21 protein-coding genes are annotated in these 24,742 nt (G+C 60.7%); 14 read left to right on the top strand and 7 right to left on the bottom strand.

Annotated elements, in window-relative coordinates:
• Nucleotides 1-24: 24 nt before the first annotated feature.
• The 3 genes from ACFPM8_RS12380 to ACFPM8_RS12370 are packed head-to-tail and all read right to left on the bottom strand — an operon-like array spanning nucleotide 25 to nucleotide 2,469.
• Entirely contained in the window at nucleotides 25-1,236 is a 1,212-nt protein-coding gene (locus tag ACFPM8_RS12380) for an efflux RND transporter periplasmic adaptor subunit (protein ID WP_378997861.1), read from the bottom strand.
• Complete coding sequence (locus ACFPM8_RS12375) at nucleotides 1,233-2,093, bottom strand: alpha/beta hydrolase (protein ID WP_378997860.1); 861 nt, start codon at nucleotides 2,091-2,093, stop codon at nucleotides 1,233-1,235. Before ACFPM8_RS12375 ends, ACFPM8_RS12380 begins: the two co-directional genes overlap by 4 nt.
• Nucleotides 2,094-2,103: 10 nt before the next feature.
• On the bottom strand, nucleotides 2,104-2,469 hold the full coding sequence (locus ACFPM8_RS12370; RefSeq protein ID WP_378997859.1) for a hypothetical protein: 366 nt from the start codon (nucleotides 2,467-2,469) through the stop codon (nucleotides 2,104-2,106).
• A 322-nt stretch (nucleotides 2,470-2,791) separates the two neighbouring features.
• Here ACFPM8_RS12370 and ACFPM8_RS12365 point away from each other — a divergent pair, with 322 nt between their 5' ends.
• A complete protein-coding gene (locus ACFPM8_RS12365; protein WP_378997858.1) occupies nucleotides 2,792-3,718 on the top strand; it encodes a LysR family transcriptional regulator in 927 nt (308 codons plus the stop codon).
• A gap of 114 nt (nucleotides 3,719-3,832) precedes the next feature.
• Nucleotides 3,833-4,066, top strand: a complete 234-nt coding sequence (gene vapB / locus ACFPM8_RS12360) for a type II toxin-antitoxin system VapB family antitoxin (RefSeq protein ID WP_378997857.1) — start codon at nucleotides 3,833-3,835, stop codon at nucleotides 4,064-4,066.
• Nucleotides 4,067-4,276: 210 nt separating this feature from the next.
• On the opposite strand, the gene ACFPM8_RS12355 is transcribed toward vapB, so the two are convergent.
• The 3 genes from ACFPM8_RS12355 to ACFPM8_RS12345 all read right to left on the bottom strand — a co-directional run bounded on the left by ACFPM8_RS12355 (nucleotide 4,277) and on the right by ACFPM8_RS12345 (nucleotide 7,469).
• Nucleotides 4,277-5,302, bottom strand: coding sequence for a fatty acid desaturase family protein (locus tag ACFPM8_RS12355; RefSeq protein WP_378997856.1), 1,026 nt, complete (start codon nucleotides 5,300-5,302; stop codon nucleotides 4,277-4,279).
• 10 nt (nucleotides 5,303-5,312) lie between these two features.
• Nucleotides 5,313-6,455, bottom strand: a complete 1,143-nt coding sequence (locus tag ACFPM8_RS12350; protein WP_378997855.1) for a hypothetical protein — start codon at nucleotides 6,453-6,455, stop codon at nucleotides 5,313-5,315.
• A gap of 486 nt (nucleotides 6,456-6,941) precedes the next feature.
• A complete protein-coding gene (locus ACFPM8_RS12345) occupies nucleotides 6,942-7,469 on the bottom strand; it encodes a hypothetical protein (RefSeq protein WP_378997854.1) in 528 nt (175 codons plus the stop codon).
• Between the two features lie 435 nt (nucleotides 7,470-7,904).
• Here ACFPM8_RS12345 and ACFPM8_RS12340 point away from each other — a divergent pair, with 435 nt between their 5' ends.
• The 12 genes from ACFPM8_RS12340 to ACFPM8_RS12285 all read left to right on the top strand — a co-directional run bounded on the left by ACFPM8_RS12340 (nucleotide 7,905) and on the right by ACFPM8_RS12285 (nucleotide 22,825).
• Entirely contained in the window at nucleotides 7,905-9,140 is a 1,236-nt protein-coding gene (locus ACFPM8_RS12340) for a urate hydroxylase PuuD (RefSeq protein ID WP_378997853.1), read from the top strand.
• Between the two features lie 19 nt (nucleotides 9,141-9,159).
• Nucleotides 9,160-10,371: a urate hydroxylase PuuD gene (locus tag ACFPM8_RS12335; RefSeq protein ID WP_378997852.1), complete on the top strand. Its 1,212-nt coding sequence runs from the start codon at nucleotides 9,160-9,162 to the stop codon at nucleotides 10,369-10,371.
• A gap of 25 nt (nucleotides 10,372-10,396) precedes the next feature.
• Nucleotides 10,397-11,272, top strand: coding sequence for an FAD binding domain-containing protein (locus ACFPM8_RS12330; protein WP_378997851.1), 876 nt, complete (start codon nucleotides 10,397-10,399; stop codon nucleotides 11,270-11,272).
• Nucleotides 11,272-11,826 (top strand): (2Fe-2S)-binding protein, encoded by a 555-nt coding sequence (locus ACFPM8_RS12325; RefSeq protein WP_378997850.1) that lies wholly within the window; start codon nucleotides 11,272-11,274, stop codon nucleotides 11,824-11,826. The genes ACFPM8_RS12330 and ACFPM8_RS12325 overlap by 1 nt, the downstream gene beginning before the upstream one ends.
• Nucleotides 11,823-14,207 (top strand): aerobic carbon-monoxide dehydrogenase large subunit, encoded by a 2,385-nt coding sequence (gene cutA, locus ACFPM8_RS12320; RefSeq protein WP_378997849.1) that lies wholly within the window; start codon nucleotides 11,823-11,825, stop codon nucleotides 14,205-14,207. The genes ACFPM8_RS12325 and cutA overlap by 4 nt, the downstream gene beginning before the upstream one ends.
• Nucleotides 14,208-14,573: 366 nt before the next feature.
• Nucleotides 14,574-14,963, top strand: a complete 390-nt coding sequence (locus ACFPM8_RS12315; RefSeq protein ID WP_378997848.1) for a DUF2946 domain-containing protein — start codon at nucleotides 14,574-14,576, stop codon at nucleotides 14,961-14,963.
• A 202-nt stretch (nucleotides 14,964-15,165) separates the two neighbouring features.
• Nucleotides 15,166-15,342 carry a hypothetical protein gene (locus tag ACFPM8_RS12310; RefSeq protein ID WP_378997847.1) on the top strand — a complete coding sequence of 59 codons (177 nt, stop codon included), beginning with the start codon at nucleotides 15,166-15,168 and terminating at the stop codon, nucleotides 15,340-15,342.
• Nucleotides 15,339-17,474, top strand: coding sequence for a TonB-dependent receptor family protein (locus tag ACFPM8_RS12305; RefSeq protein ID WP_378997846.1), 2,136 nt, complete (start codon nucleotides 15,339-15,341; stop codon nucleotides 17,472-17,474). Before ACFPM8_RS12310 ends, ACFPM8_RS12305 begins: the two co-directional genes overlap by 4 nt.
• Nucleotides 17,475-17,626: 152 nt before the next feature.
• The gene (locus tag ACFPM8_RS12300; protein ID WP_378997845.1) at nucleotides 17,627-19,009 is read left to right on the top strand and encodes a PepSY-associated TM helix domain-containing protein; all 1,383 of its coding nucleotides are present in this window, start codon (nucleotides 17,627-17,629) and stop codon (nucleotides 19,007-19,009) included.
• A gap of 199 nt (nucleotides 19,010-19,208) precedes the next feature.
• Nucleotides 19,209-21,266 (top strand): S46 family peptidase, encoded by a 2,058-nt coding sequence (locus ACFPM8_RS12295; protein ID WP_378997844.1) that lies wholly within the window; start codon nucleotides 19,209-19,211, stop codon nucleotides 21,264-21,266.
• Between the two features lie 77 nt (nucleotides 21,267-21,343).
• Nucleotides 21,344-21,799 carry a GNAT family N-acetyltransferase gene (locus ACFPM8_RS12290; protein ID WP_378997843.1) on the top strand — a complete coding sequence of 152 codons (456 nt, stop codon included), beginning with the start codon at nucleotides 21,344-21,346 and terminating at the stop codon, nucleotides 21,797-21,799.
• Nucleotides 21,800-21,970: 171 nt separating this feature from the next.
• Complete coding sequence (locus tag ACFPM8_RS12285) at nucleotides 21,971-22,825, top strand: DUF2071 domain-containing protein (protein WP_378997842.1); 855 nt, start codon at nucleotides 21,971-21,973, stop codon at nucleotides 22,823-22,825.
• Nucleotides 22,826-23,062: 237 nt separating this feature from the next.
• Here ACFPM8_RS12285 and ACFPM8_RS12280 read toward each other — a convergent pair whose 3' ends face one another.
• The gene (locus ACFPM8_RS12280; protein ID WP_378997841.1) at nucleotides 23,063-24,580 is read right to left on the bottom strand and encodes an NAD(P)H-hydrate dehydratase; all 1,518 of its coding nucleotides are present in this window, start codon (nucleotides 24,578-24,580) and stop codon (nucleotides 23,063-23,065) included.
• Between the last annotated feature and the right edge of the window lie 162 nt (nucleotides 24,581-24,742).

The following is a 24,742-nucleotide window of genomic DNA, read 5'->3' as shown; positions in this document are numbered from 1 at the left end:
GAATTTCTGCAAAAGCAATCTGAATTATTTGGCTGTGACCGTAGTGGCGCCGGCGACGGTCAGCGGCTTGACGGCGCCATCCATAGTCACTGTCACCGGCGTCACGAGATCGTTGGGGCGTATCCGCTGCAAGCCGTTGACGACGATCCGCTCATCTTTCTTGAGACCGGAGCGGACAATGCGCAAGCCGTCGACGATGGGACCCAGCGCGACCGCGCGATAAGTCACCTTGTTATCGGCGCCCAGCACCATCACGTACTTTTTGTTTTGATCGGTGCCGACTGCCTTGTCGTCGATCAGCACCGCGGTTTCCGCAGCCGAGCCGCCGGTGCGGACCCGCGCATACATGCCTGGAGTCAGCACGCCGTCGGCGTTGTCGAACACGGCACGCACCCGCATCGTGCCGGAGGCGGTATCGAGCCGGTTGTCGAATGATTTGATCTTGCCTTGATGCGGATAACCTTCTTCGCTGGCCAGTCCGATCGCAACCGGGAGCCGGCTGATGCCGGAGTTGCCGGCGGCGCCGTTGGCGGCGTAGCGGATATAGGTTTGCTCATCGACTTCAAAGTTGACATAGACCGGCGAGACCGACACCACCGTGGTCAGGGCAGGAGCCGTCGCGCCGGCGCCGACCAGATTGCCGACCGTGATCTCGGCGCGCGAGACCCGGCCGCTGACCGGCGCCGTGATCGCGGTGTATTGCAGGTTCAGGTTGGCTGTCAGCACCGCGGCTTGCGCTGCCTTGAGGCTGGCGTCGGCTTCTTGCAAGGCGTTGTTGCGCTGGTCCAGTTCGCGTTGCGCGACGGCGTGTTCTTCAAGCAGACGGCGGGTGCGCTCCAGTTCGGTTTTGGACAAGGCGAGACGGGCCTCGGCGCCGGCCTGGGTGGCTGCAGCGCGAGCCAGTTCCGCCTGATACGGACGGGGGTCGATGGTGAACAGCAAATCGCCTTTTTTAACCAGCTGCCCTTCCTGGAAATGCACCGCGTCGATGGTGCCGGAGACGCGAGGCCGGATCTCGACGCGCTCGACGGCTTCGACCCGTCCGGAGAATTCGTCCAGTTCGGTGACGGATTTTTCAAGCACGCTGGCGACCGAGACCGATGCCGGCGCGGCGGCAGGCATGGCCGGTTTGGCGGCGCGGCTGGTCAGCGTGACGCTGGCGACTGCGCCCAGGGCGAGAATGGCAACGGCAATCGCTATGGCTTTACGCGAAAAAAGGGGAGTGCTGGCTTTCATGGTAGATCCTTGCTAGGTGATGAAGTCGACGCGACACTGTCGACGGATTTTTGAAACGAATCGGAGATAAATTGCGCCATCGTTTCTGCAACGGCCGCAAAACACGCATGACTGGGCGTGACCAGATAGCCGCCGACGGCTTCGAAGCGGCGAACTTGGACCGGGACTCCCGCCGTAATCAGCCTGGCGGCATACAGCTCGGCTTCGTCGCGCAAAGGGTCCAGTTCGGCAGTGATGATCAGGGTCGACGCCAGCCCGCCGAGACGCCGGGAATGCAGCGGAGCGGCATACGGATGCATGGCGTCGCTGGCTGACGGCAAATAGTCGGCCCAAGCCTGTTGGCAAGGGCAGTCCGGCGCCGCGCGCATCGACAGCGTGGTTTGCTGCGGATCCAGCATCGGCGTAATCAGGATCTGGCCTTTGAGCGCAGCGCCGCTGGCGGCCGACGCCGCCCGATCGCGCGCCACCATGGCGACCGCGGCCGCCAGATTGCCGCCGGCCTGATCGCCGGCGACGATCACGCGAGCGGCATGGCCGCCGAGTTCCGCAGCGTGGCCCCAGACCCATTGCAGCGCCTCGAAGGCAACTTCCACAGAGTCTGGAAAATGGCATTTCGGCGCCAGCGGATAGTCGACGCACACGACCACGGCGTGATCCGCCAATGCGCGGGCGATGCTGTCGGCATCCGCCACCGTGCCGCAATTAAACAGGCCGCCGTGGAAATACACGATGATCGGCGCCGACGCCGGCCTCGGCTTCTTGCCAAAAACCCGCAGCGCGACCTCATCGTTGGTCGATGAGCGGAGGAAGGAAGTAGTCCATGCCGCGTCGGAAGAGATCTGCGATCGTTTCATCATTCACCTCGCATTAAAAATTGCTGCGTGCTGCTGTCGCTTCAGCGACTTGGCCCGCTTGCGCCAGACCGTCCAGAGACATCGTCGCCCGCGCCAAGAGGCCGCCGCCGGCCAGCGCGCTGTCGGCAATGAGCTGCACTGCAGCGGTGTTTTGCATAGCTGCGAACAGCGGCAGCACAACTGCGGCAACAACGGCGAAGCGATAGATTGCGGTTTTCATCTGGATTTTCCTGTCGACAATGATTTTCTTTGTGGAAAGTATAGGCATCCACCATTCAAAGATAAATAGGTCAATCTTGGAAGCACTGTATTGATTTAGTGGATAATCATTGGGCTCTTCATGATTCCCCGGGGCAATCTCAGCAAGCGGGGCGATCATAGTTAGTGGACTGTAACAACCAATTCAAGAGCGCCTGTCACGTACCCGACACGCATGGCGGCGTTGCAAATGCTCGCAATAGTCTTGCTATTGCTGCGCTTTGCGCCTTGCCCTGCGAGCCGGGAACGCGCCCTTCGCTCTCGAATCGGCTGTTACAGTCCACTAGCCCGACATTCGCTGGCTGGCCGTTTTCGGTCTTGCATGTTTTTAGAGCTGTCTTTAACGACGGGCGTCCAGCGCATGTCACCGCGACAAACCATCAAATATTTAAAGATAAATACGTTAAAATCCCGTGCACTGTATTCAATCCCCGGACAACTTCATGGACCGTTTTGACACGATGCTTGCGTTTACGCGCGTGGTTGAGCTGACCAGCTTCACCAAAGCGTCAGCCTCGCTGAACCTGCCCAAGGCCACGGTGTCGGCCCAGGTTCAGGCCTTGGAAAAAAGGCTGCAAGTGAAGCTGCTGAACCGCACCACGCGCCACGTCAGCGTGACGCCGGACGGCGCGGCCTACTATGAACGGGCAGTGCGGCTGCTGGGCGAACTGGAAGAAACTGAAGCGGCCGTCAGCCAGGCCACGATCGCACCCAAGGGCAGATTGCGGGTCGATGTGCCGGGCTCGGTCGGCAGACGGATCATCATCCCGGCGTTGCCCCGTTTTTTTGAACGCTATCCGGAAATCGATCTTGAACTGGGCTGCACCGATCGGCCGGTCGACCTGCTGCAAGAAGGCGTCGACTGCGTCATACGCGGCGGCGAGATTGTCGATGAATCGCTGGTTGCGCGGCGGCTGGGAGACATCCAGATGTTGACCTGCGCCAGTCCGGCGTACTTCAAGAAATTCGGCACACCGATGGCGACCGCCGATCTTGAACGGCACACCGTGGTCAATTTCCTCTCGTCGAAGACCGGCAAAATTCTTCCGTTCGAGTATCTGGAGAATGGGGTGAAGACCGCTGTGCTTGGTCAGCGCCGCCTTGCGCTGAACGACGCGGATGCCTGCGTCGTTGCCGGCCTCGCCGGGCTCGGCATTATTCAAGTGGCGAAATTCATGGTGAAGGACTATCTGGCGACGGGACAGCTGCGGGCCGTGTTCACCGACTGCAAGTGCGAAACCCTGCCGGTGTACGTTTTATATCCGCAAAATCGTCATCTATCGACCAAGGTCAGGGCGTTTGTCGAATGGACTGCGGAACTGTTCGCCAATGGTGATTTCGTGCCGGCGAAGACATACTCGCAGCGTTAGCCGGATGCTGAAATACGTCCCTGGCAAGTTACCCAATCGCTGCCAACAGTCTCAAACGCGAAAGCGTAGCGTTTGAGCGCTGCTGAAAATGCTATATACACGTGGGAGGTAACTATGGTTCAAAGCACTATCTTTGTTAACAATCGTAGTCAGGCCGTACGTCTGCCTGCAGAATTGCGCTTCCCCGACAACGTAAAGAAAGTCACCGTGCGCGCAGTCGGTAGAGAGCGTGTGATTGCGCCTCTGATGAATACTTGGGATAGCTTTTTTATAGGGTACGAAAGTGTCACTGATGACTTTATGACGGAACGTGCAGAGCAAACACAGCAAGAGAGAGGGTTGTTTTAATGCTGAAATTCATGCTCGATACCAATATTGTTATCTACGTCATCAAGCGTCGGCCGCTAGTGGAAATCACGTAAAAGTCATGCGCGGGTCGAACTTGTATGGCCGGGCAGGAGCGCCAGAATGACTACCAGAACGCGTTCGCCGACAACAAGTTCCACTTCGACCCGATCCTCAATATTTATTTCGACGCCTTAAGTCATCGCTCAGTTCTTAAAAGGTCGTTTGACTCTCTTCGGCGGGCCTCGTTTTCGAGGATGAACGCCGGTCAAAAAAATGTCCCATCAGCGTCAGTAACGGGCGGCGTCGGTTCTTCAGCGCGTAACGCCATTCGTCCATGGGTTCCGGACCCACACTGTCCCGCTGCTGCGCCAGCAGGTCACGCGCGCGCGACAAGTGATACCACGGAACCCGAGGGAATGCGTGATGAACGATATGCAGATTGAAATTCAGGATAATGAATCGGGACCAAATAGGGAGTGTCCCGCAATCATGCGATACGCTCTCCTGGTCCCAAAAGAAAAGACGGTCATCGTCTTCCGCCTGTAACGGTGCTTCGGCATGGTGAGGCAGATTCAACACTTCCACCATGATCAACAACGAGATCCATACAGGAAAATAGAAACAGAACAGCTGCCATCCTGCGTGGAAGGTGAGGGCAAGGCCGGCAACCGCGATATAACCGGCCAGGTAAATATATGTGAAGCGGATTTCTTTTTTGATTTGCGGCGAATGGTTGCCTTTGGCTCGCGCTTGATACGGTGCCCGCCAATTTCCGATGAAATGGTTGGCAGCGATCATGGGAATCCAATGACGCCACATGAACTCCAGCGTTCTTCCTTGCTTCTCCGTCATAACCGACAGTTTCTCGATCATGTTTTTGTTCTCGGGGTCGCGCAGCGGGTGGGCCGTCCACGCATGGTGGGCCATGTGGTATCTACGCCTGGGTAGAAAGGGGAGGAAGATCATCCAGCCACAGAGATGGCCGACGAGATCGTTGATGCGACGCTTGTTTGATACCGACCCGTGCGCCGCTTCGTGCAATATCAAATATATCTGGATCGTAGCGATTGCTGCCAGGATCAGCGCGCCGGGCCGAATCCAGACAGGCGCCTTGAGCCAAATCAGCCATGCCGCAACGAGAACGCAAAGGTCGACGATGTACAACAGCTGCGTCCATTGAATTCGGGTGTCATCTGGAAGTTGTTGGCGTATTGCGAGCCATTCTTCTTTTGTCATCGTGGATCCTCTAAATTATCGACTCTGCATCTTGGAATGCAAAAGGTGTTCGTCGGGCCAAATCTCTGGCGGATGATGGATTGTTGGGCTGGCAAAATTCGGCAGCGAGTTGCACGTAAGCGCGATCCAACGCTTCGATGTCGGCATCGAAGCCGCGCTTCTCCGGTATTTTTGAAAAGCTGCGCTTTACCAGCATCACGCAGTCGTAGCGGCTATTCCGATGCAGGTGCCAGGCTGGAAGATAAGCTGTAATCACGAAGCCGGTTTCGAGCATTTTCCGAATAAGCTCTACTTTGTCGGCAAGGATGTATGCGCCCATGTATGCGATTGTTCGGTCGCGTGCAGCGAAGGCTTCAAGATCGGCGCAAATTTCCCATTCTGTAGTGCCGGACCCGACGTATTCGCTCAGTGTGATCGCGCTTGCAGCTTGATCGTGAGAGTATCGAAACAGAGAGTCCTTCTCGGCTCCGGGCGATCCGGTGAAACACACGCTGGGGTAGGCACCCGGCGTTGGCTGGAGTGCCAGCGGTGCATACAAGTGCTGTTGTATAAACGGAGACCGACCGACCGGCCCGTTCAGCGGTGATACATGGGAAAACCCAGCCACGGTCGGCCGATGAATTGCCATCATGTGGTACTCCCTCAAGCCGTCAACCAGATTGGGGCCGCCGTCATGGCCTACGAGCACCGGAGCATTGGTCTTGCTCATTACCCGGTGAGCAGCAGGTGTGCGCGGTGTATAGAACCCCAGCTCCCAAGGCTCCGGACGCAGATTTTCGTGCCCTGTCCGCACCAGGCGATAAATAAGACCTGATAAAGAGGATCGGAGTCGCGGGTGGATGATTGCGTAGCAAGTTTCCCATGTTCGATTCCAGGAGTGCCGCGCAACACACAGACAGCCCCCGATTGAACCCTCGATCGAAGAGTCGGCCTCGGCCACAAACCATAATTCATTATTCGATGCGATTCCATTGCGGATAAAGTCGGGACTTTGGCAAGGGTGCGTGGTCTGTCCGTACGTTATGCAGAATAGTTCTGCCAAATCGTTGGCGTCTTCCACCGTCCCGGGGCGAATACGCAAGTCGGCGCGAGCTTCGTTGTCTGTCATATTGGCTGCCGCGATATTCCGAGCAGCATTACTCTCTGTTTGCATACAGCTCCATATAAATTGGCTACCTGATTTAGGGTGACAAGCTGCACTGAGGGCGGCGGTGAACCCATTGAATGTTCCGTTTTGTTAGCGATAACAGAGCATCTCGCCATTGCGCCGTCATTTGACTTTCTTAGGGAAATTTGAAAAGCAATATCTACCGATATTCCCAGGTAGTACGCTAATCGCGATGTGAGCGGGGAGGATGTTAATTCAAAAAATTGAAAATGTATCTGTCAGATGTGACAGGCTCTCTGCTCTTGGTAGCGCAATCCGATGGTCGGGATTTGTCCAAAAAAATGGGCAAATCCAGTGGCATCTCATAGCTGTTTTTTTGAGATGGAAACCACAGGGCGTTCACGGAAGGCGACTTCTCGCGGCGCGACGCGGACGGCAAGATGTCTGGATGTGGTGCCGAAGAAAAGATTGTGTGGCTCAAGCGGCTCTGGAAGACTTCAGCCAGGCGTGACGCCGCCGGGCGCCATGCCGTCAATACCCCGTCGCGCCTCGTTTGTGGGCCTTGCTTTCGGCGTCCAGCGACAGCAGTTGCACGCCGACGGCAAACCACTCTTCGCTCAATACGAACCGCCGCGCTAGCGGCAGCAACTCGGCTTCTTTGACCAAGCGCTGAAGCAGGTTATCGCAATAGAGTTCTAGCGATAAATACAATTCGCGTACTTCCGCCACTCCATGAGCGCAAGCCTGCCCCAGTCGTTCCTGGAGGACTATCAGGATCCGCAGTCCCGCGGCGCTTAACAAATCCAGCTCGGTCAGTAGTGAATCCGCTTCGTTGGTTGCCTTCCTGATCGCTGGAATGACGTAGGTCTCGATTTTTCGTCGATAGTAGGACTGATCTAGTGCGGCGAGCTGACTGACAATCGATTCCAGCGTCGCCAGGTCAATTTGGGGCGTGTCTGACGAATTGTTCAAGAATAAATGCTGGACGGTCGACAAGAGCTTGTGCACCTTCTTTCGTTCTATTGAAAGACTGAGAAGAGCGTACGTAGCGGTAAGCATGTCATCTCCTTCATGTCACATCGCCCCATTCTAATGTGGGGATTTTTAGGATCAGAGGAAATCAAGACAACCGCGGTTGGAAGCGGTTGAAGGGAGGCGCGAATAAAAAGTATAGGCAGAAAAAATCAAATCACAAGATTCCTCGGATGGACAGCATCATGCACCATAAGCAACAGTGGTTGCCACTGTCATTATTACCGGCTGCTGCTGTAAATGGGGTCGCCTGACACCGTTGCTGGGAGGCGGCTGCTTCCGCAATGAAGCCACGCGCCGGCGATGGCAGTCAACGGCAGTGCGACGAGGAGCAGGTATAAGGTCGCTTGCGCAGTAGGCGCGGGCTTGCCCCATTTGCGAAAATTACCGATTCCATGTGGAAATATTTTTGCCTAATATGATCATTACGAATAAATAGATTGCGCATCGTAGGAGGCCGCCATGCTCAAAGATTTTCTCTGGGAAATCCTGACCTATGGCATGCGCTGGCTACATGTTGTTGCCGCGATCGCCTGGATGGGATTCGCGTTTCACACCCGCGAGCTGGAGCGCAAGACCAAGCCGCGCGATGCGATGCCGGAGGGGGCGGTCGGCGAGGCGTGGAGCATCCACGGCTTCGGCTTTTATCGAACCGTCAAATACCTGGTGCCGCCGAAGAATATGCCGGCCTATTTGATCTGGTATAAGTGGCAAGCCAAAACGACATGGATCACCGGCTTCGCAATGATGGCGCTGGTCTATTACCGGGGGGCCGAACTTTACCTGATCGATCCCGCGGTGTTTGCGCTTCCGGCCTGGGCCGCGATTGCGCTGTCTATCGCCGGGCTTGGTCTCAGCTGGCTGATTTACGACGGACTGTTCCGGACGCCGCTGGCCAATAGCGAGACCGCGATCGTCACTGCCGCCTTCCTGCTCCTGGTCGTACTTGCCTATCTATACAGCCAGCTGTTCTCCAGCCGCGGCGCCATGATGCAGATGGGGGCGACCATGGCGACCCTGGTGATTGCCAATATCGTTGTCGTGATCCTTCCGACCTTGCGCAACATGGTGGCGGGGCTGTCCAGCGGCTTGCCGCCGCCGGCCGAACTGATTGCCAGGGGGATGCAGCGTGGACGGCAGAACAACTATATGGTGCTGACGATCGTGTTCATGATGATCAGCAATCATTTTCCGTCGGCTTTCGCGCCCCGTTATGCCTGGGTGCTGATCGCGGCGGTGATTGTGATCGGCGGCGTGATTCGCTATTTTTTCGACACCATGCACGAGACCGGGATCAAGCTGCGCTGGCCCTGGGGCGTGAGCGCGCTGCTGACGCTGTTGCTGGTTTCTTTTGGCGCGTTCGCGCCAGGTTCCGACACGCGATTGGCGCGCAGGATGGATGATCCGGCTCGGCGCGGATCGGGCGATTTCACGCCGGTCAAAAGCGTGATCGCCGCCCGTTGCAGCATGTGCCACGCCAGCGCGCCGGTATGGCCTGGTATCGCAAGTCCGCCCAAAGGCATCAAGTTGGAGACGCCGCAGGAAATCCGCATCCATGCGGCACAGATCAACCGGGTAGCGGTGCTGTCGCACGCCATGCCGCCCGGGAACGTCACCGGCCTGACCGATGGCGAGCGGGCAACCCTGGCGCGCTGGATTGCGGCCGATGCGGAAGCGGGCGAAGCGGTAAAGCCGTGAAGGCTGAGCAGGAGGGCGCATGGCGGCATTCATTATTGAGTGGCTGACAACCGGGGTGCGCTGGCTGCATGTCATCGCAGCCGTCGCCTGGCTCGGTGCGTCGTTTTATTTTCAAGGCTTGGCGCGCAAATTCAAGCGCCGCGCCGCCACGCCGGCAGAGGCCGAAGCCGATGTGTGGGAGGTGCGCGGGCTGGGTTTCTACCAGATCGCCAAGTACCTGGCGCCGCCCAAGGCCATGCCGCCGCCGGAGGAGCTGGTCTGGTACCGCTGGCAGGCGAATACCACGTGGATGTCGGGATTTGCGTTGTTGACGCTGGTGTATTACGTCGGCGCACAGCGCTATCTGATCGATCCCGCGGTGCTGGACGTGCCGGCGTGGGCTGCGATTGCGCTGTCGGTGTCCGGGTTGGCGGCGACCTGGCTGGTGTACGACGCGCTGTGCCGCTCGCCGTTGGTGCGCAACGGCAGGCTGCTCGGCGTTATCGCCTTCCTGCTGCTGGCGGCGCTGGCCTATGCCTGCAGCTGCGTGTTCTCGGCCCGTGGCGCTTTCATGCAGCTGGGCGCGACGATGGGCACCGTCATGCTGGCCAATGTATTTTTCTTCATCATCCCGACCCTGCGCAAGGTGGTGGCCGCTATCCCCGCGGGCCAGCGGATCGATCCCGACCTGCTGACGCAATACGGCCAGCGTTCGCTGCACAACAATTACCTGTCGCTGCCGGTGGTCTTCATGATGATCGGCAATCACTCGCCGCTTGCGTTTGCGACCGGCTATTCGTGGTTGATCGTGTCGCTGATCGTCTTGATCGGCGCTGCGATCCGGCATTTCTTCAACACCATGCATGCGACCAGGCGCAAGCTGGTCTGGCCGTGGTGTACCGCTGCTGCGTTGTTTGCGTGCGTGATCGGACTCAGCGCGCTAGGCAGTCGCAGTGCGTCGACCGTACTGGCCGCCGGCCCGCCGCAAGCGGTCCGCCTGGCCGAGATCAAGCCCATCGTCCTGGCTCGTTGCAGCATGTGTCATGCGGCACAACCGGTATGGCCCGGAATCAGCGCGCCGCCGAAAGGCGTGATGTTGCAGACCTCGGAACAGATCCTGATCCACGCGGCCGACATCAATCGCGAAGCGCTTCTGAGCAGCGCCATGCCGCCCGCTAATCTGACTGGGATCACCGATGCCGAACGCGCGCGCATCGGGCAATGGATACTGGCCGGCGCACGCGCCGATTGAATCGTCCCTCAGGGAAAGCACTCGGATGAAGCCGCCCCGTTTCAATTTCAGCGCACCGCACTCGCTTGAGGAAGCATTCGCTATCCTCGCGGCAAGCGAGGCGCCGCGGGTGCTGGCTGGCGGCCAAAGCCTGCTGCCGATGTTGAATGCTCGTTCGCTGATGCCGGACATGCTGGTCGATATCCAGCACCTGCCGTCACTGCGGGATATCACGATAGGCGACGACGCTATCGCGGTGGGCGCGATGGTGCGGCAACGCGACTGCGAGGGTCATCAGACCGTATGCCGGCGCAACCCGCTGTTGCCGGCGGTGCTGCAGCACGTCGCGCATACAGCGATTCGAAACCGCGGTACGGTGGTCGGCAGCCTGTGCCATGCTGCCGCCAATGCCGAATTGCCGCTGCTGCTGATTTTGCTCGATGGCGGCGTGGTGGCGCAATCCGGCAGAGGCAGTCGGCTGATCCCGGCGCGAGAGTTATTCGTCGCCGATGGCAAAACCAGCGTCAACCCGGACGAGATCGTCACGGCAGCACGATTTCCGATGCTCCAGCCACGCAGCGGCTGGGCCTTCAACGAGGTCTGCCGCCGCCTGAACGATCCAGCGCTCTGCGCGGTCGGGGCTGTCGTGCGGCGCGACCACGATGGCCGTGCGGTCGAGGTCAGACTTGCTGCGGGCGGCATCGCAGCTACGCCGGTGCGGCTGGCGGCAGCCGAACAACTGCTGCACGGCACCTGGCTAGACCAGCCTGCCGTCGCTGCAGCCTGCCGGGCGGCAGCGGCCAGCGTGACGATCGGCGACGATCTCAGGGCTTCGACGGCATACCGTCGCAGCGTCCTCGCCGTACTGATCATGCGCAGCGTGGCGCAAGCAGCCGCTCGTTGCAGCCGGGAGGAGGGCTGATGACTGCCGTGATAACCAGCGCACAGCCGGCGGCGTCGGATGAGCCGCGATTCAAACTGTCCCTGACCGTGAACGGGCAAGCGGTGGAGCGCTGGGTGCCGGTGCGCATGCTGCTGTCCGATCTGTTGCGCTATGAACTCGGCCTGACCGGCACCCACGTCGGCTGCGAGCAGGGCGTCTGCGGCGCTTGCACGGTGTTGATCGACGGCCGCACGGCGCGCGCTTGCCTGGCGCTTGCCGCCCAGGTCGACGGCTGCCGCATCCGCACCATCGAGTCGGTGGCGGCCAGCGACGGCACCCTGCACCCGATCCAGCAGGCGTTCCAGGATTGCCATGCGCTGCAATGCGGCTTTTGCACGCCGGGCGTGATCATGACTGTGCTCAGCCATTTTGAAGAGAGCAGTCGGCTGGACCTGTCGGACGACGCGGTACGGCGGATGTTGGCGGGACACCTGTGCCGCTGCACCGGCTACCTGAATATCATCGCCGCGGTGCGCCGGGCAGCCCGGCTGCTCGGCCGCGAGGCTATCGAACAGACGGAGGTGCCCAAATGACGGCGCCCCACTTCGGCACTAGCAGCGAGCGCAGGATAGACCCGTCGCTGTTGCGCGGCGCAGCGCTGTTTGTCGACGACATTGCGCTGGCCGATCCGCTCTGCGCGGCCTTCGTGCGCAGCCCCTGTGCGCGGGCCAGGATACGGTCGATCGACCTGCGCGCGGCGCGGCAATGCGCCGGCGTGATCGCGGTGTACACGGCGCGCGATATTGGCGTACTGGACGCCGAGTTCCCGCTGTTGATTCCGCATCCGGCCCTGGTCGCCGCCCGCACGCAGCGTCCGCTGGCGCGGGACGATGTGTTCTACGTCGGCCAAACCGTGGCGATGATAGTCGCCGTTAACCGCTATGTCGCCGAGGACGCCGCCGCGCTGGTGGAGGTCGACTACGAGCCGCTGCCGGTGGCAGTGGAGCTGGCGGCTGCGGCGGCGCCGGGTGCGCCGCTGGTGCATCCGGACGTGACGGCCAACCTGGCGGCGCATTTTGTGCAAGTCGCTGGCGATGCGCAAGCCGCGGCGGCGCGCGCCCAGCACGTCACGCGGCTCACGGTCCGGGTGGAGCGATCGACCGCGGCGCCGTTGGAGCCGCGCGCCGTGGCGGCCGTGTTCGATCGCAGCAGCGGCGAGCTGACCGTGTGGGACACGACCCAGGCGCCGCTCGCCGTGCGCAGCGGGCTGGCATCGCTGCTGGAACTGGACGAACACAAAATCCGCGTCATCGCGCCGCACGTCGGCGGCGGCTTCGGGCAGAAACTGCTGTTCTTTTATCCGGATGAAGTGCTGGTCCCTTTCGCTGCGATGCGGCTTGGGCGGCCGGTCAAGTTCGTCGAGGACAGGCGCGAGAATTTCATCGGCTCCAGCCAGGAACGGGCGCAAATCCACCAGATAACGCTGTACGCCACCAAGCAGGGCGAGGTGCTCGGCTTGCGCGACGAGTTCTTGCACGACGCTGGCGCTTTCACGCCCTACGGCATCGTGGTGCCCCACGTTGCGGCGACCTCGATTGCGGGGCCGTACCGGATCCCCAACCTGCATGTCGAGTTCAAGGCGATCTACACGCCGACCGTGCCGGTGACGCCGTATCGCGGCTGCGGCAGGCCGCACGCTTGCTTTGCGATCGAGCGGGCGCTGGATCGGCTGGCCGAAGAGTTGGGACTGGACCGTTTCGAAATAAGGCGCCGCAACTTGATCCGGGATCACGAGTTTCCGTACCGCCGCCACGGACTGGTGTTTCAGGACGGGGCCACGGTCGAACTCGACAGTGGGCAATACCTGCGCGCACTGACGCTGCTGGCCGAGCGGCTCGACCTGGCGCAGTTCGAACGCGAGCGGGCGCAAGCTCGTGCTCAGGGGCGTTGGCTTGGTTTTGGACTGGCCTTTTATGTGGAAGGCACAGGTCTGGGGCCGTATGAGGGCGCGGCGGCGCGGATCCATCCGATCACCGGCAAGATCCACGTCGCGACCGGTTTGACGTCGCAGGGACAGGGGCACGAAACCAGTTTCGCGCAGACAGTCGCCGACCAGATGGGGGTTGGCCTGGATGACATCATCTTTGTCGAAGGGGATACCCGCGCTTTCGACTGGGGCGTGGGCACTTATGCCAGCCGGGCTGCGGTGGTCGCCGGCAATGCGATTTATAAGACGGCTCTCAATCTGCGAGCCAGGACCATCGCCGCCGCGGCCAGGATGTTCGGCGTGCCGGCAGCGCAAATCGAATTGCGCAATGGCCGGGTCTGGGACGGGGGCAGCGGTCGGTCCGCTGCGTTGGCGACGGTAGCGACCGTCGCCAATCCGCTGCGCTATGCGTTCAACGAAGCCGCCAGGGCCGCGACCCAATTTGTCGGCACCTATGCCGCGGCAGGCGGGCCGGCGCTGGCGAACGGTCAGCAGCCTGGGCTTGAAAGCCGCGACTATTTCAGTCCGGTGCGGGCCACCTGGGCCTACGGTGCGCATGCGGCGGTGGTCGAGGTCGATGCCGAACTCGGGCGCGTCGCGATTTTGCGCTACCTGTGCGTGCATGATTGCGGCCGGATGATCAATCCAGCCATTGTCGAAGGCCAATTGATGGGCGGGATCGCCCAGGGCATAGGCGGGGCGCTCTACGAACAGCTTGCGTACGACGCATCGGGGCGGATTCAAAATGCCAATTTTGTCGATTTCCTGATGCCGTTCGCCAGTGAAATGCCGAACCTCGACATCGTTCACATCGAGACTCCGTCGCCGCTGAATCCGCTGGGCGTTAAAGGAGTAGGGGAGGCGGGGTGCATTGCGGTTGGGGCGGTGCTTGCATCTGCGATTGAGGATGCTTTGAAGCCGCTTGGAGGGGGCAGCTTGCTTCGGTTGCCGATTACGCCGGATATGATTTGCGGCTTGCTGGTGTGAGTTGGCTGCGGAGTGCGTGCATTTGCATTCGATCGTTCGTTCGTCGCGTAGCAACCGTTTTAAGTAACGACGAACGGCGAACGAACGATCGAAAGCAACCGCCCATACTCCGTAGCCCGTTAAAAAGGGTCAGAGTAATTTTCGTCAAACTGCCGACGAAAAAAAACTCTGACCTCATTTAACTATGTCATCGCTGCATTCGGATCCCGGCGAGCTACCTCTTGCCGTCGCCGTCAGGCTTGGCCTCCACGTTAAGGCGCTCGATATTGCTGTCGGCCAGTTCCGCCAACAGGCCCGCCATACCCAACACTCCAGAATCCGCATTGCCGCAAGTAAATGCCGATGATAGAATCCGCGCCCATGAGGATGAATCGATCAACGCGCCGCTTTGCCAGCTGGATTGCATGTTTTGCGATCCTGTTGGCGTCGCTTGCGCCGTCGATCTCCCATGCCATCGCCGCCGCGCAGGGCGGCACGCCCTGGATCGAAATTTGCACCACCGGCGGCAACAAGTTCGTCCCCGCCGCCGACGGCCAGGATCCAAGCTCGCCGACCCCGGCCGAGCATGGGATACACCTTGAACACTGCCCATTCTGCTTCACGCATGGCGGATCGCTGGGCTTGCCGCCTGCCGATGCGTTGACTGTTCCCGCCGTCAGCGGCACGTCTTTGCTGCCCTCCCTTTTCTACCAGTCGTCGCACCCGCTGTTTGCGTGGTCCGCGGCGCAGCCGCGCGCTCCTCCCGCTGTTTCCTGAACGTTTTCCCTGATCGATTCTGAGTGCCGATGCCGCGCTTGCGCGTGACCGGCGATTTCTCAATCGCATCCGGCGCTGGTTCGTAGATTGGGCTGGAAAGCCCAACGTCTGTTCGCGATTAAAGAACCGTTGAGCTTTGCAGCCCAACCAAGCCCGGATGCCAGCCGCGATGATGCATCGCGCGCTTATTTCACGACGTCCCATGAAAACCAACAAGACACAGCAAAAAATTTCGATGATGTTTTCCTTCATGCGCTGCTTTAACGTTGCCGCCATCACAGCCCTGGCCGTCTGGAACGGCTATCTGTTCTATTTGAAGCCGGCACCGACCGTGACCGTCGAGCTGATAGCCATCGCCAGCACTGGAGCAAGCAAATGAAGTTGAACTACAAACCGCTTTATATCGCCCTGATCGCGGCGCTGGCAGAGATCGGCCATGGCGCTTATGCCGCAGAAGAAGCCGTGCTGGAAGAGGTGGTGATCTCCGGCTCGCGTGCCGCCAGCAAGCTGTCGGAGACGCCGTCGGCAATCGGCGTGGTCAAAGGCAAGGAGTTGGAGCGCGACAAACCGAAGACCATGGGCGAGGTGATCAACCGCATTCCCGGCGTCTATTGGAACGATCTCGGCAACGAGCAGCACAGCATGGGCATCCGCCAGCCGATCAGCACCAACGCCATGTATCAATACCTGGAAGACGGGATTCCGATTCGGCCGCTGGGCGTGTTCAACCACAACGCGCTGAACGAAATGAATCTGGCCGGCAGCGGCAGCGTGGAAGTGGTGAAGGGGCCGGCTTCGTCTCTGTACGGCAGCAATGCGGTCGGCGGCGCGGTGAATTTCCTGACGGCGGCGCCGTCGCCAACGCCGTATGCCAGCCTCGGCGTGCGGCATGATGCGGTGGCGGGCTTTACGCGCTACGACACCAGCGTCAGCGATAGCTGGGACCGTCTCGGCTTGCGTTTCTCACATTACAGTTCGCGCCGCACGGCCGACAACTGGCAGCATTACAGCAACGGCAGCAAGGATTCTTTTTCGCTGCGGGCCGACTATGAACTCACGCCAACCTCAGTGCTGCGCGCGACCTTGGTGCATACCGATCTCGATGCGGCGATGACCGGCAGCGTGTTTGAAAACGATTACCGCACCGATCCCGGCAAGAGCTTGAATACCTTTACCTATCGCAAAGATAAAACCACGCGCGCCAATCTGGCCTGGGAAGGGCAAACCACGGACAAGGGCGTCAGCACCTTGACGCTGTTCAAGCGCCAGAACGACCACGGGCAGATTCCGAGCTACACCATCATGAATTGCAACGCTGGCCCTTGCGCCGGCAACGCGACCGGCACTTTGAACAACAGCCATGTCGATTCGCTGGGCCTGGATGTCAAGCATCAGCAAAAGTTCGACTGGCTGGGCTCACGCCTGATCGCCGGCGTGTATCTGGACAAAAGCGATAACCCTTACGTCAGCCACAACCTGCGCATCCGCCGGGACCCGGTCAGCGGGCAATACCTGGACTACACGCTGGCCGACAAGCTAGATCCAAAAGGCGTGCGCGATTATCAAGCCGATATCCTGAACACGGCCTATTTTGCGCAGTGGGAGTTCTCGCCGGTCGAGCGCATGCGGGTGGTGCTCGGCGGCCGTTCCGATAGCATCCGCTACGACTACCGCAACAATCTCGCGCCCGGCGGCAGCGCCAATTTCGGCGCGCCCAACGAATCGCGCAGCTTCTCTCATGTCAGCCCGAAACTCGGCGCGACCTATGCCTTGAGCCGGCAAGCCAGCGTGTACTCGAATATCAGCCAGGGCTTCACGCCGCCCGAGGTGAGCCAGATGTACGGCAAAACCGGGATTCCGGATCTGAAGTCGGCGACCTACAACAACTACGAAATAGGCTTGCGCATGGCGTTCCTGAACGGCGCGCTGAAACTGGATTCGGCACTGTACCGGCTGGATGGACGGGACACGATCGTCAGCTATACCACGACCCCGGGCAACAGCGAAAACCGCAACGCCGGCCGCACTCGCAGCCAGGGATTGGAGCTGGGGCTGAACTGGGATGGCGGCCCGTTCGATGCGCGCTTCGGCGCCACGATTGCGCGTCATCGCTTCTTGAAATACCAGGTGTCCGGCAGTCTGGATTACAGCGGCCGGGACATGCCGCAGGCGCCTAGCGATATCACAACGGCGGAGATCGGCTACAAGCCGCTGCAAGGAGCGCGTGTAGCGCTGGAGGTGGTGCATCAGGGGCATTACTGGATGGACAATGCGAACACCGTCAAATACCCCGGCCACACGCTGCTGAACCTGCGCGCCAGCTATCGCTTTGCCAAGGGCTGGGAGGCGTGGCTGCATGCGCGCAACCTGGCCGGCAAACATTATGCGGAATCGGCGACCAGTTCTTATTCCGGGATCGGCGCTTATTCGCCCAACACGCAGAACCAGTACACGCCGGGCGCACCGCGCAGCGTGATGCTGGGGCTGTCTTATACGTTCGACGGCAAATAATGATGGCTCCATTCGTAGGGCGGATGAGCGTAGCGTTATCCGCCGCAACGGCCGCAAATCATGCGACAGAGGTATGCATGGCGGAAGACGCTGCGCTTTTCCGCCCTACTTGTTTGCCGCTGAGGTATTGAAAGTCTTTTGATAAGGAAACTATGAACCAATCACATCACGATGCTGCGGCTGCAAAACAAGCATTGCTGGCACGCCGCAAAAGCCTGTTCTGGCGCATCCATTTCTGGGCGGCGCTGATCGCCTCGCCGTTTACACTGGCGGCTGCGTTGACCGGTATTCTGTATATCTTCACGCCGCAAATCGAGGCGCAACTGTATGGCGCGCTGGAGCACGTTGCGCCAAGCGGCGTCATGCGGCCGCTGGATGACTCCGTTGCTGCGGCCAGGGCGGCTGCGCCTGCCGGCTGGGCCTTGCACTCGGTGGTGCCGGCCTATGCGGCGGGCGATACGGTCAAGGCGACTTTCTCGCCGCCGGCCAAGGCAGCCGAACCGGCGGCGGAACACGCAGGGCATAACCATGGCATGGCAGCGCCTGTCCCTGCACCTAAACGGGCGTTCGGCGCACCGTCGCAAGCCATTACCGTGTACGTCAATCCTTATACCGCCGAGGCGGTGGGCAGTCTGGTCAACCAGGAGCGCTTTGGCAGCTGGGCCAAAAAGCTGCATTCCAGCTTGCTGCAAGGTGATGGCTGGCGCTGGATGATCGAGTTGGCGGCGAGCTGGCTGATGGTGATGCTGATCACCGGCATCGCGCTTTGGTGGCCGCGCGGCACGCAGAAGGCGCTGCCGCAAGCCGGCGCCAAAGGGCGCATCGCTTGGAAGCAATGGCACGCCTTTATCGGCGTCGTACTAAGCGTGATGAGCGCCATCATCCTCAGCACCGGGCTGACCTGGAGCAAATATGCCGGCGGCCAGATTCGCATGGCGACCGACAGTCTCGGTCAGGCCGCGCCGAAAGTGCCGCGCGATGTGCAGTCGATCGCGGCGGACGGCGCAGCGCCGTTGAGCTGGCAGGCGGTGTGGGACGCCACTCGCCGACAGGCCCCGGACGGCAAGCTGCAATTGGTCGCGCCTGGCGGGCCGCAAGGGGTATGGAGCGCCAGCAGCGCCGACCGCAGCCAGCCTGAGAAACGCTTCGACTTGCTGCTGGATGCGTACAGCGGACAGGCGCTGTATTACTCCGGCTGGGATAAGCAAACCGCGTTTGGTAAGGCGACGGCGATCGGGATTCCGTTCCACCGCGGCGAGTTCGGCTGGTGGAATCAGGCCTTGCTGCTGGTTTTCGGGGTCGGCGTCCTGTTTTCGCTGGTGTCGGGCTGGGTGATGTTCTTCAAGCGCCGTCAGCCGGGTTCGCTTGGTTTGCCGCGCCTGCTGCCGGGAGCGTGGAAGTCGGGTTCTCTGACGGCTTGGGCGACGGCGGCGGTTTTGCTGGGGGCGATGCCGCTGCTGGCGTTGTCGGCGCTGGCGGTGGTGGCGGTGGAAATAGTGCTGCATCGTCGCAGCATGGCGGTTGGAAGTCAGTAGGGCGGAAAAGCGTAGCGCCTTCCGCCGTTTTACATGCCGCGGCACATCCAACGGCGGATAACGCTACGCTCATCCGCCCTACAAATGCCAATTCGTTCCGTTCGCCTTCCGCCCACCATCCTTGCGCATAATTCAATGATTTGTCATTACTTTGTGGTAATGTTTCGCTCTTGATTTTTCTTAACTACAGGAAAGAACGATGCGATTTCATTGGCTTTTTGCAGCACTTGCGATACCCGGTCTGAGCATGGCGGCGGAGGGGATGTGGACCCTGGATAATCCGCCGACCGCGCGGATGCAGGCGGAATACGGTTTTACCCCGGACAGCGGCTGGATCAAGCGGGCCATGCTGGGTTCGGTGCGGATTGCCGGCGGTTGTTCGGCCTCGTTCGTTTCCAAGGATGGACTGGTGATGACCAATCACCATTGCGCCTCGCAGTGCCTGGATCAAATGTCGACTGCAAAAAAGAACCTGGTGGCCGACGGCTTCATCGCCAAACGGCGTGAAGAAGAACTCAGCTGCCCCGAGATCGAGCTGAACCGCCTTGAGCAAATCACCGATGTCACCGAGCAGGTCAAGAGCGCCACCGCCGGCCTCGACGGCGCGGCGTTCAAGAGTGCCCAGACCGCGATCAAGGCCAAGCTGACAGCGGCTTGCGTCGGCACTGAAAAAGACATCGTGCGCTGCGACGTGGTCGATCTGTATCACGGCGGCCGCTATCAGCTGTACAAATACCACCGCTTCCAGGACACGCGCCTGGTGTGGGCGCCGGAAAAGGCTATCGCCTTCTTCGGCGGCGATCCGGATAACTTCAATTTCCCGCGCTACGACCTCGACATCACGCTGCTGCGCGCTTACGAAAACGGCCAGCCGGCAAAGATCGAGAACTACTTCCCGTTCAGCAAAAACGGCGCGGCCGAGGGCGAGATGGTGTTCGTCACCGGTCAGCCCGGCTCGACCCAGCGCCAGCTGACCGTGGCGCAACTGACCACCTTGCGCGATGTTTCGCTGCTCAACAACGTGTTGCGGCTGGCTGAACTGCGCGGCGTGCTGGAGCAGTACAGCAAGACCAGCCCGGAAGCCGAGCGCACCGCGGAACACGCTTTGTTCGGCGTCGAAAACGGTTACAAGGCGCTGAGAGGGCGCTTGGACACCTTGCTCGATCCAGCGCTGCTGCAGCAGAAACAGGCCGAAGAAACCGCCTTGCGTGAATTCGTGGCCAAGAAGCCAGAACTGCAAGCCAAAATCGGCGGCGCCTGGGATGCGATTGCGGCGGCGGAGCAGGTCTATCGTCAGATCGAGCCGCAGTTCGGCATGATCGAAGCGGAACGCGGTTTCTCCAGCAAATATTTCAGTTACGCGCGGGACTTGGTGCGCGCTGCCGAAGAGCGCGCCAAGCCGAATGGCGAGCGCCTGCCGGAGTTCGCCGAATCCAAGCTGCCGGAACTGGAGCAGCAATTGTTCTCCACCGCGCCGGTGTATCCGGCGTTTGAAAAAGTGACGCTGGCGCTTTCTTTGACCAAGATGCGCGAAATCCTGGGCGCCGACGATGCTTTCGTCAAACAGGTGCTCGGCAAGCAGTCGCCGGATCAATTGAGCGCGGCCTTAATCGACGGCACCAAGCTGGGCGATCCGGCAGTGCGCAAAGCCTTGTGGCAGGGCGGCAAGGAAGCGATCGCAAAATCCAGCGATCCTTTCATCAAGCTGGCGCTGGCAGTCGATCCGGCCGCGCGTGCGATCCGTCAACGTTATGAAAAGGATGTCGAGTCGGTGCTGCAAAAGAATACCGAACTGATCGCCCAGGCGCGCTTCATCCAGCAAGGCACCAACGCTTATCCTGATGCGACCTTCACGCTGCGCCTGTCGTACGGCGAAGTCAAAGGCTATCAGCAAGGCGGCCGCAAGGTGGCGCCGTTCACCACCATCGGCGGCGCTTTCGAGCGCGACACCGGTGCCGAGCCGTTCGCGTTGCCGGCTTCCTGGCACGCGGCGAAAGACAAACTGAACCTGTCGCAGCCCTACAACCTGGTGACCACCAACGACATCATCGGCGGCAACTCCGGCAGCCCGATGATCAACCGCAAGGGTGAAATCGTAGGCCTGGTTTTCGACGGCAATATCCAGTCGCTGGGCGGCGCTTTCTGGTTCGATCAACGCTACAACCGCACGGTGGCGGTGCATAGCGGCGCGATCCTGGAAACGCTGGGCAAGGTCTACGGCGCGACCGATCTGACGCAAGAGATTCTGGCGCATTGATCGATGTCGGCTCGGGGGCGGGCGAATGAGGTTCGGCCCGCCCCTCGGTATCAATAACTAAAAAAAGGAAACCTACCATGACAACGCCCGCTATCCGCGCGGCATCGCTGGACGATCTGGCCGCGGTGTCGGCATTGTTCGATAGCTACCGTCAGTTTTATGAGCAGGAATCGAATCCCGCCCTGGCCGCGCAATTTATCCGGCAACGCATCGCGAACCGGGAATCGGTGATCCTGGTCGCCGAAAACGAAGGCCGGGAAATCATCGGATTTTGCCAGCTGTATCCCAGTTTTTGCTCGGTCCAGGCTGCGCCTATCTACGTGTTGTACGACTTGTTCGTCGCGCCGACGGCACGCAAAGGCGGCGCCGGCAAGGCGCTGTTGATGGCCGCGCATAGTCATGCGGCCAGTCAGGGCATGGCTCGGCTCGATCTGACCACGGCCAAAACCAACCTGCCGGCGCAAGCGCTGTACGAATCGTTGGGCTGGGTGCGCGACGAGGTGTTTTATGCGTATAACCTGGCGGTGAATTAGAGGTGCTTAAGCGCCTGTTCAACATCTGCGATAGCCGGTAGGGCGGATGAGCGAAGCGTTATCCGCCGCTGGATGTGCTACATGTGGTTGACGCATCCAGAACGGCGGAAGACGCTACGCTTTTCCGACCTACATGCCGTTATTCCAATCATTACATCGCCCCAAGTCCCTATGGAAAACAACGTCTTCGTCTATCCGACAGCGAGCCTGTTCGGCAAAGCGCTGGCCCGCATCGCCAACAGCTCGGGCCTGCTGCGCCTGCGTCGCTTCTTCCTCTCTCTAGTGCCGTTTCTGGTTTTGGAGAGCGATGTCCGCGACGTGGTCTATCTGACCTGGCTGGTCGAGGTCGACGCGGTTGCGCATCTGGTGCCGCCGGGGGTGAAGCTTTGGCAGCGCGAGGGCAAGACGCCGTTCACCATCCTGACCTACACGCATGGACATTTCGGCCCGGCAGCCGCACGCGGCTTGCGCGCGATCTTCCCGTCGCCGCTGCAGAGCAACTGGCGGCTTTACGTTGACGAACTGCCTGACGGTAGACCGGCGCAAGGGGTGGTGCTGTTCGTCAAGAACATCATGGGCAGCGCGTTGTATGCAATCAGCAGCCGCTTGTTCAGCGATGCGCTGCCGACCCATCTGGCGGCGGATTTCCGGCACCAGCGCAACGGCCAGTCGTACCAGACCAGCATTACAAGCGGCAGCGGCAGCGCGCCGAGCCTGCGCTATGCGGCCCAAGTCGCGCAGCAGAAAGCATTGACACCCGAGTTTGAGACCGTCTTCCCGTCGTGGTCGGCGGCGGTGGAATTTTTGTCGCTGCAAGACTCGGCCATCGCGCACGTCGACGACATCGCGCGCATCGCCTACGCCACCATCGAACTGCCGATCGCGTTGGAGTCGGTGCTGCCGCTCGAGCTGGTTTCGGATTCGCTGGAGTGCGGATTCGTGCGTGCGATCAGCAAGGAACAAGCGCCGTTTTGCTTTGCGGTGCCTAGCACCAAGTTCAAGGTGGTGTCTGAGCGCTTGCTGTGAAGCGTTCTAACGGCCTGTTCAAAATCTGCAACCGCCTGTAGGGCGGATGAGCGCAGCGTTATCCGCCATGATGCGCCGCCTGCGGTGGATTTGGGTGGGGTAACGGCGGAAGGGTGTAGCAGGGGTCTCAGATGGCATGCCATCTGCCTGCGGAGCGGTATCCGCTTGCAAGCGGATATGCGCCCTGCAAGGGCTGCGCTTTTCCGCCCTACTTGCTGTGAAGCTGCCGGATGCAACTCAACGGCCGGCGTTAGCCGCATCCCGCACCAACCCATTCAACAACGAACGCACCACCGGAATCAGCTCGCCGGCGGTTAAGCCTATCGGCCCGATGCCTTGCGCCACCAATTGATCGGCGGCGCTGCCGTGCAGCCATACCGCCGCTAGCGCCGCCTGCCATTGCGGCCAGCCTTGCGCCAGCAAGGCGCCGCAAATGCCGGACAGGACATCGCCGCTGCCGGCGCTTGCCAATGCCGGATTGCCGGTGGCGTTGACCACCACTTCACCGTTGGCGCGGGCAATGATGCTGCCGGCGCCTTTCAGAATCACCACCGCATTGAAACGACGCGCCAGCGCACGCGCGGCAGCGACCCGATCGGCCTGGATCGCAGCGGCGCTGACCCCCAGCAAGCGCGCCGCTTCCAGCGGATGCGGCGTCATCATTGCCGTGTGTTGCCGATGCATGACTTTTTGCTGGAACACCGGCTCGCGCGCGATCAGGTTCAAGGCGTCGGCGTCCAATACCAGCCAGCTGCGTGCGTCCAGCGTGCGCGACAGCAAAGCTTGCGCCGCATCCGACAGGCCCAGGCCGGGACCGGCCACCAGCACCGCAGAAGTAAAGTCGAGATCGGCCGCGTGCCGGCACATCAGCTCGGGTTGTCCGCTGTCATAAGCCATCGCATGGTCGACAAAGCCGATCAGGACCCGGCCGGCGCCGCAATTGACGGCAGCGCGCGCCGCCAGCACCGGTGCCCCGATCATGCCTTCGGCGCCGCCGATCACCGTGACTTCGCCAAAACTGCCTTTATGCGAATTGCGGCGGCGCGGCAGCAGATAATCGGCAAACAGCGTGCTGGCGTTGAGCCATGCGTGCGGCGGCGGGAAGTGATGGTCGGTAATCGCGAGCGACGCCACTTCGACCCGGCCCGCATAATCGGGGCCGTCGCAGGTGTGCAAGCCGGCTTTATCGGCGATGAAAGTGATGGTATGGCTGGCTTTGATGGCAACCCCGTTGGGGCCCACCACGACACCGGTATCGGCATCCAGCCCGCTCGGCACGTCCAGCGCCAGCACCGGGCAGCGCATGGCATTGATGGTCAGCACCAGGTTGCGCAGTTCGCCGTCCAGCGCTCGGGTCAGGCCGATCCCGAACAGGCCGTCGATCACCAAGGCCCAATGGGCGCTGTCGATCTCGGAAAATTGTGCTGCCGGCATCAGCTGGACGCCGTGCTGTTGCGCGCGTCTGAGAGCGTTGGCGGCATCGTGCGGCAGTTGCGATAGCTCGGTGGCCAGCAGCGCCACCACTTCCGCGCCCGCCTTGGATAGATTGGCCGCCGCTTCCAGCGCGTCGCCGCCATTGTTGCCGGGGCCGGCCAAGACCAGGATCCGCGCGCTATGCGGCGGGTCGGGCAAGATCCGCAACGCCGCTTGCTCCGCAGCATGACCGGCGCGTTGCATCAAGGTATAGGGCGGCAGGGCGCGCAACGCGGTTTGCTCTATCGTCCGGATTTCGGCCACTGGGTATATTGCACGCATATCGAATCCGTCCAGCTTTAGGGCACCTCGAAAAACCTACTGCAGGGTTTGGCAAGCCCGCCAATCTCGGGACTGCGATGCTCACCGTACCTCCGTACGGCTGCAGGTGTTGCAACATCGTCATCCCGACCTTGGGCCGCTCGCTACGGTTTTTCGAGGTGC

Origin of the sequence: Paraherbaspirillum soli (assembly GCF_042654985.1) — a bacterium.
Taxonomy (GTDB): domain Bacteria; phylum Pseudomonadota; class Gammaproteobacteria; order Burkholderiales; family Burkholderiaceae_D; genus Paraherbaspirillum; species Paraherbaspirillum soli.
This window is presented reverse-complemented; position numbering and strand designations above follow the sequence as displayed.

Coding starts and splice junctions, on each gene's coding strand:
- ACFPM8_RS12315 (WP_378997848.1), top strand. CDS start 14,574: ATGAATCGATCAACGCGCCGCTTTGCCAGCTGGATTGCATGTTTTGCG.
- ACFPM8_RS12370 (WP_378997859.1), bottom strand. CDS start 2,469: ATGATCGCCCCGCTTGCTGAGATTGCCCCGGGGAATCATGAAGAGCCC.
- ACFPM8_RS12310 (WP_378997847.1), top strand. CDS start 15,166: ATGAAAACCAACAAGACACAGCAAAAAATTTCGATGATGTTTTCCTTC.
- ACFPM8_RS12290 (WP_378997843.1), top strand. CDS start 21,344: ATGACAACGCCCGCTATCCGCGCGGCATCGCTGGACGATCTGGCCGCG.
- ACFPM8_RS12305 (WP_378997846.1), top strand. CDS start 15,339: ATGAAGTTGAACTACAAACCGCTTTATATCGCCCTGATCGCGGCGCTG.
- ACFPM8_RS12375 (WP_378997860.1), bottom strand. CDS start 2,093: ATGATGAAACGATCGCAGATCTCTTCCGACGCGGCATGGACTACTTCC.
- ACFPM8_RS12300 (WP_378997845.1), top strand. CDS start 17,627: ATGAACCAATCACATCACGATGCTGCGGCTGCAAAACAAGCATTGCTG.
- ACFPM8_RS12330 (WP_378997851.1), top strand. CDS start 10,397: ATGAAGCCGCCCCGTTTCAATTTCAGCGCACCGCACTCGCTTGAGGAA.
- ACFPM8_RS12345 (WP_378997854.1), bottom strand. CDS start 7,469: ATGCTTACCGCTACGTACGCTCTTCTCAGTCTTTCAATAGAACGAAAG.
- ACFPM8_RS12295 (WP_378997844.1), top strand. CDS start 19,209: ATGCGATTTCATTGGCTTTTTGCAGCACTTGCGATACCCGGTCTGAGC.
- ACFPM8_RS12355 (WP_378997856.1), bottom strand. CDS start 5,302: ATGACAAAAGAAGAATGGCTCGCAATACGCCAACAACTTCCAGATGAC.
- ACFPM8_RS12350 (WP_378997855.1), bottom strand. CDS start 6,455: ATGCAAACAGAGAGTAATGCTGCTCGGAATATCGCGGCAGCCAATATG.
- ACFPM8_RS12325 (WP_378997850.1), top strand. CDS start 11,272: ATGACTGCCGTGATAACCAGCGCACAGCCGGCGGCGTCGGATGAGCCG.
- ACFPM8_RS12380 (WP_378997861.1), bottom strand. CDS start 1,236: ATGAAAGCCAGCACTCCCCTTTTTTCGCGTAAAGCCATAGCGATTGCC.
- ACFPM8_RS12335 (WP_378997852.1), top strand. CDS start 9,160: ATGGCGGCATTCATTATTGAGTGGCTGACAACCGGGGTGCGCTGGCTG.
- ACFPM8_RS12280 (WP_378997841.1), bottom strand. CDS start 24,580: ATGCGTGCAATATACCCAGTGGCCGAAATCCGGACGATAGAGCAAACC.
- cutA (WP_378997849.1), top strand. CDS start 11,823: ATGACGGCGCCCCACTTCGGCACTAGCAGCGAGCGCAGGATAGACCCG.
- vapB (WP_378997857.1), top strand. CDS start 3,833: ATGGTTCAAAGCACTATCTTTGTTAACAATCGTAGTCAGGCCGTACGT.
- ACFPM8_RS12340 (WP_378997853.1), top strand. CDS start 7,905: ATGCTCAAAGATTTTCTCTGGGAAATCCTGACCTATGGCATGCGCTGG.
- ACFPM8_RS12365 (WP_378997858.1), top strand. CDS start 2,792: ATGGACCGTTTTGACACGATGCTTGCGTTTACGCGCGTGGTTGAGCTG.
- ACFPM8_RS12285 (WP_378997842.1), top strand. CDS start 21,971: ATGGAAAACAACGTCTTCGTCTATCCGACAGCGAGCCTGTTCGGCAAA.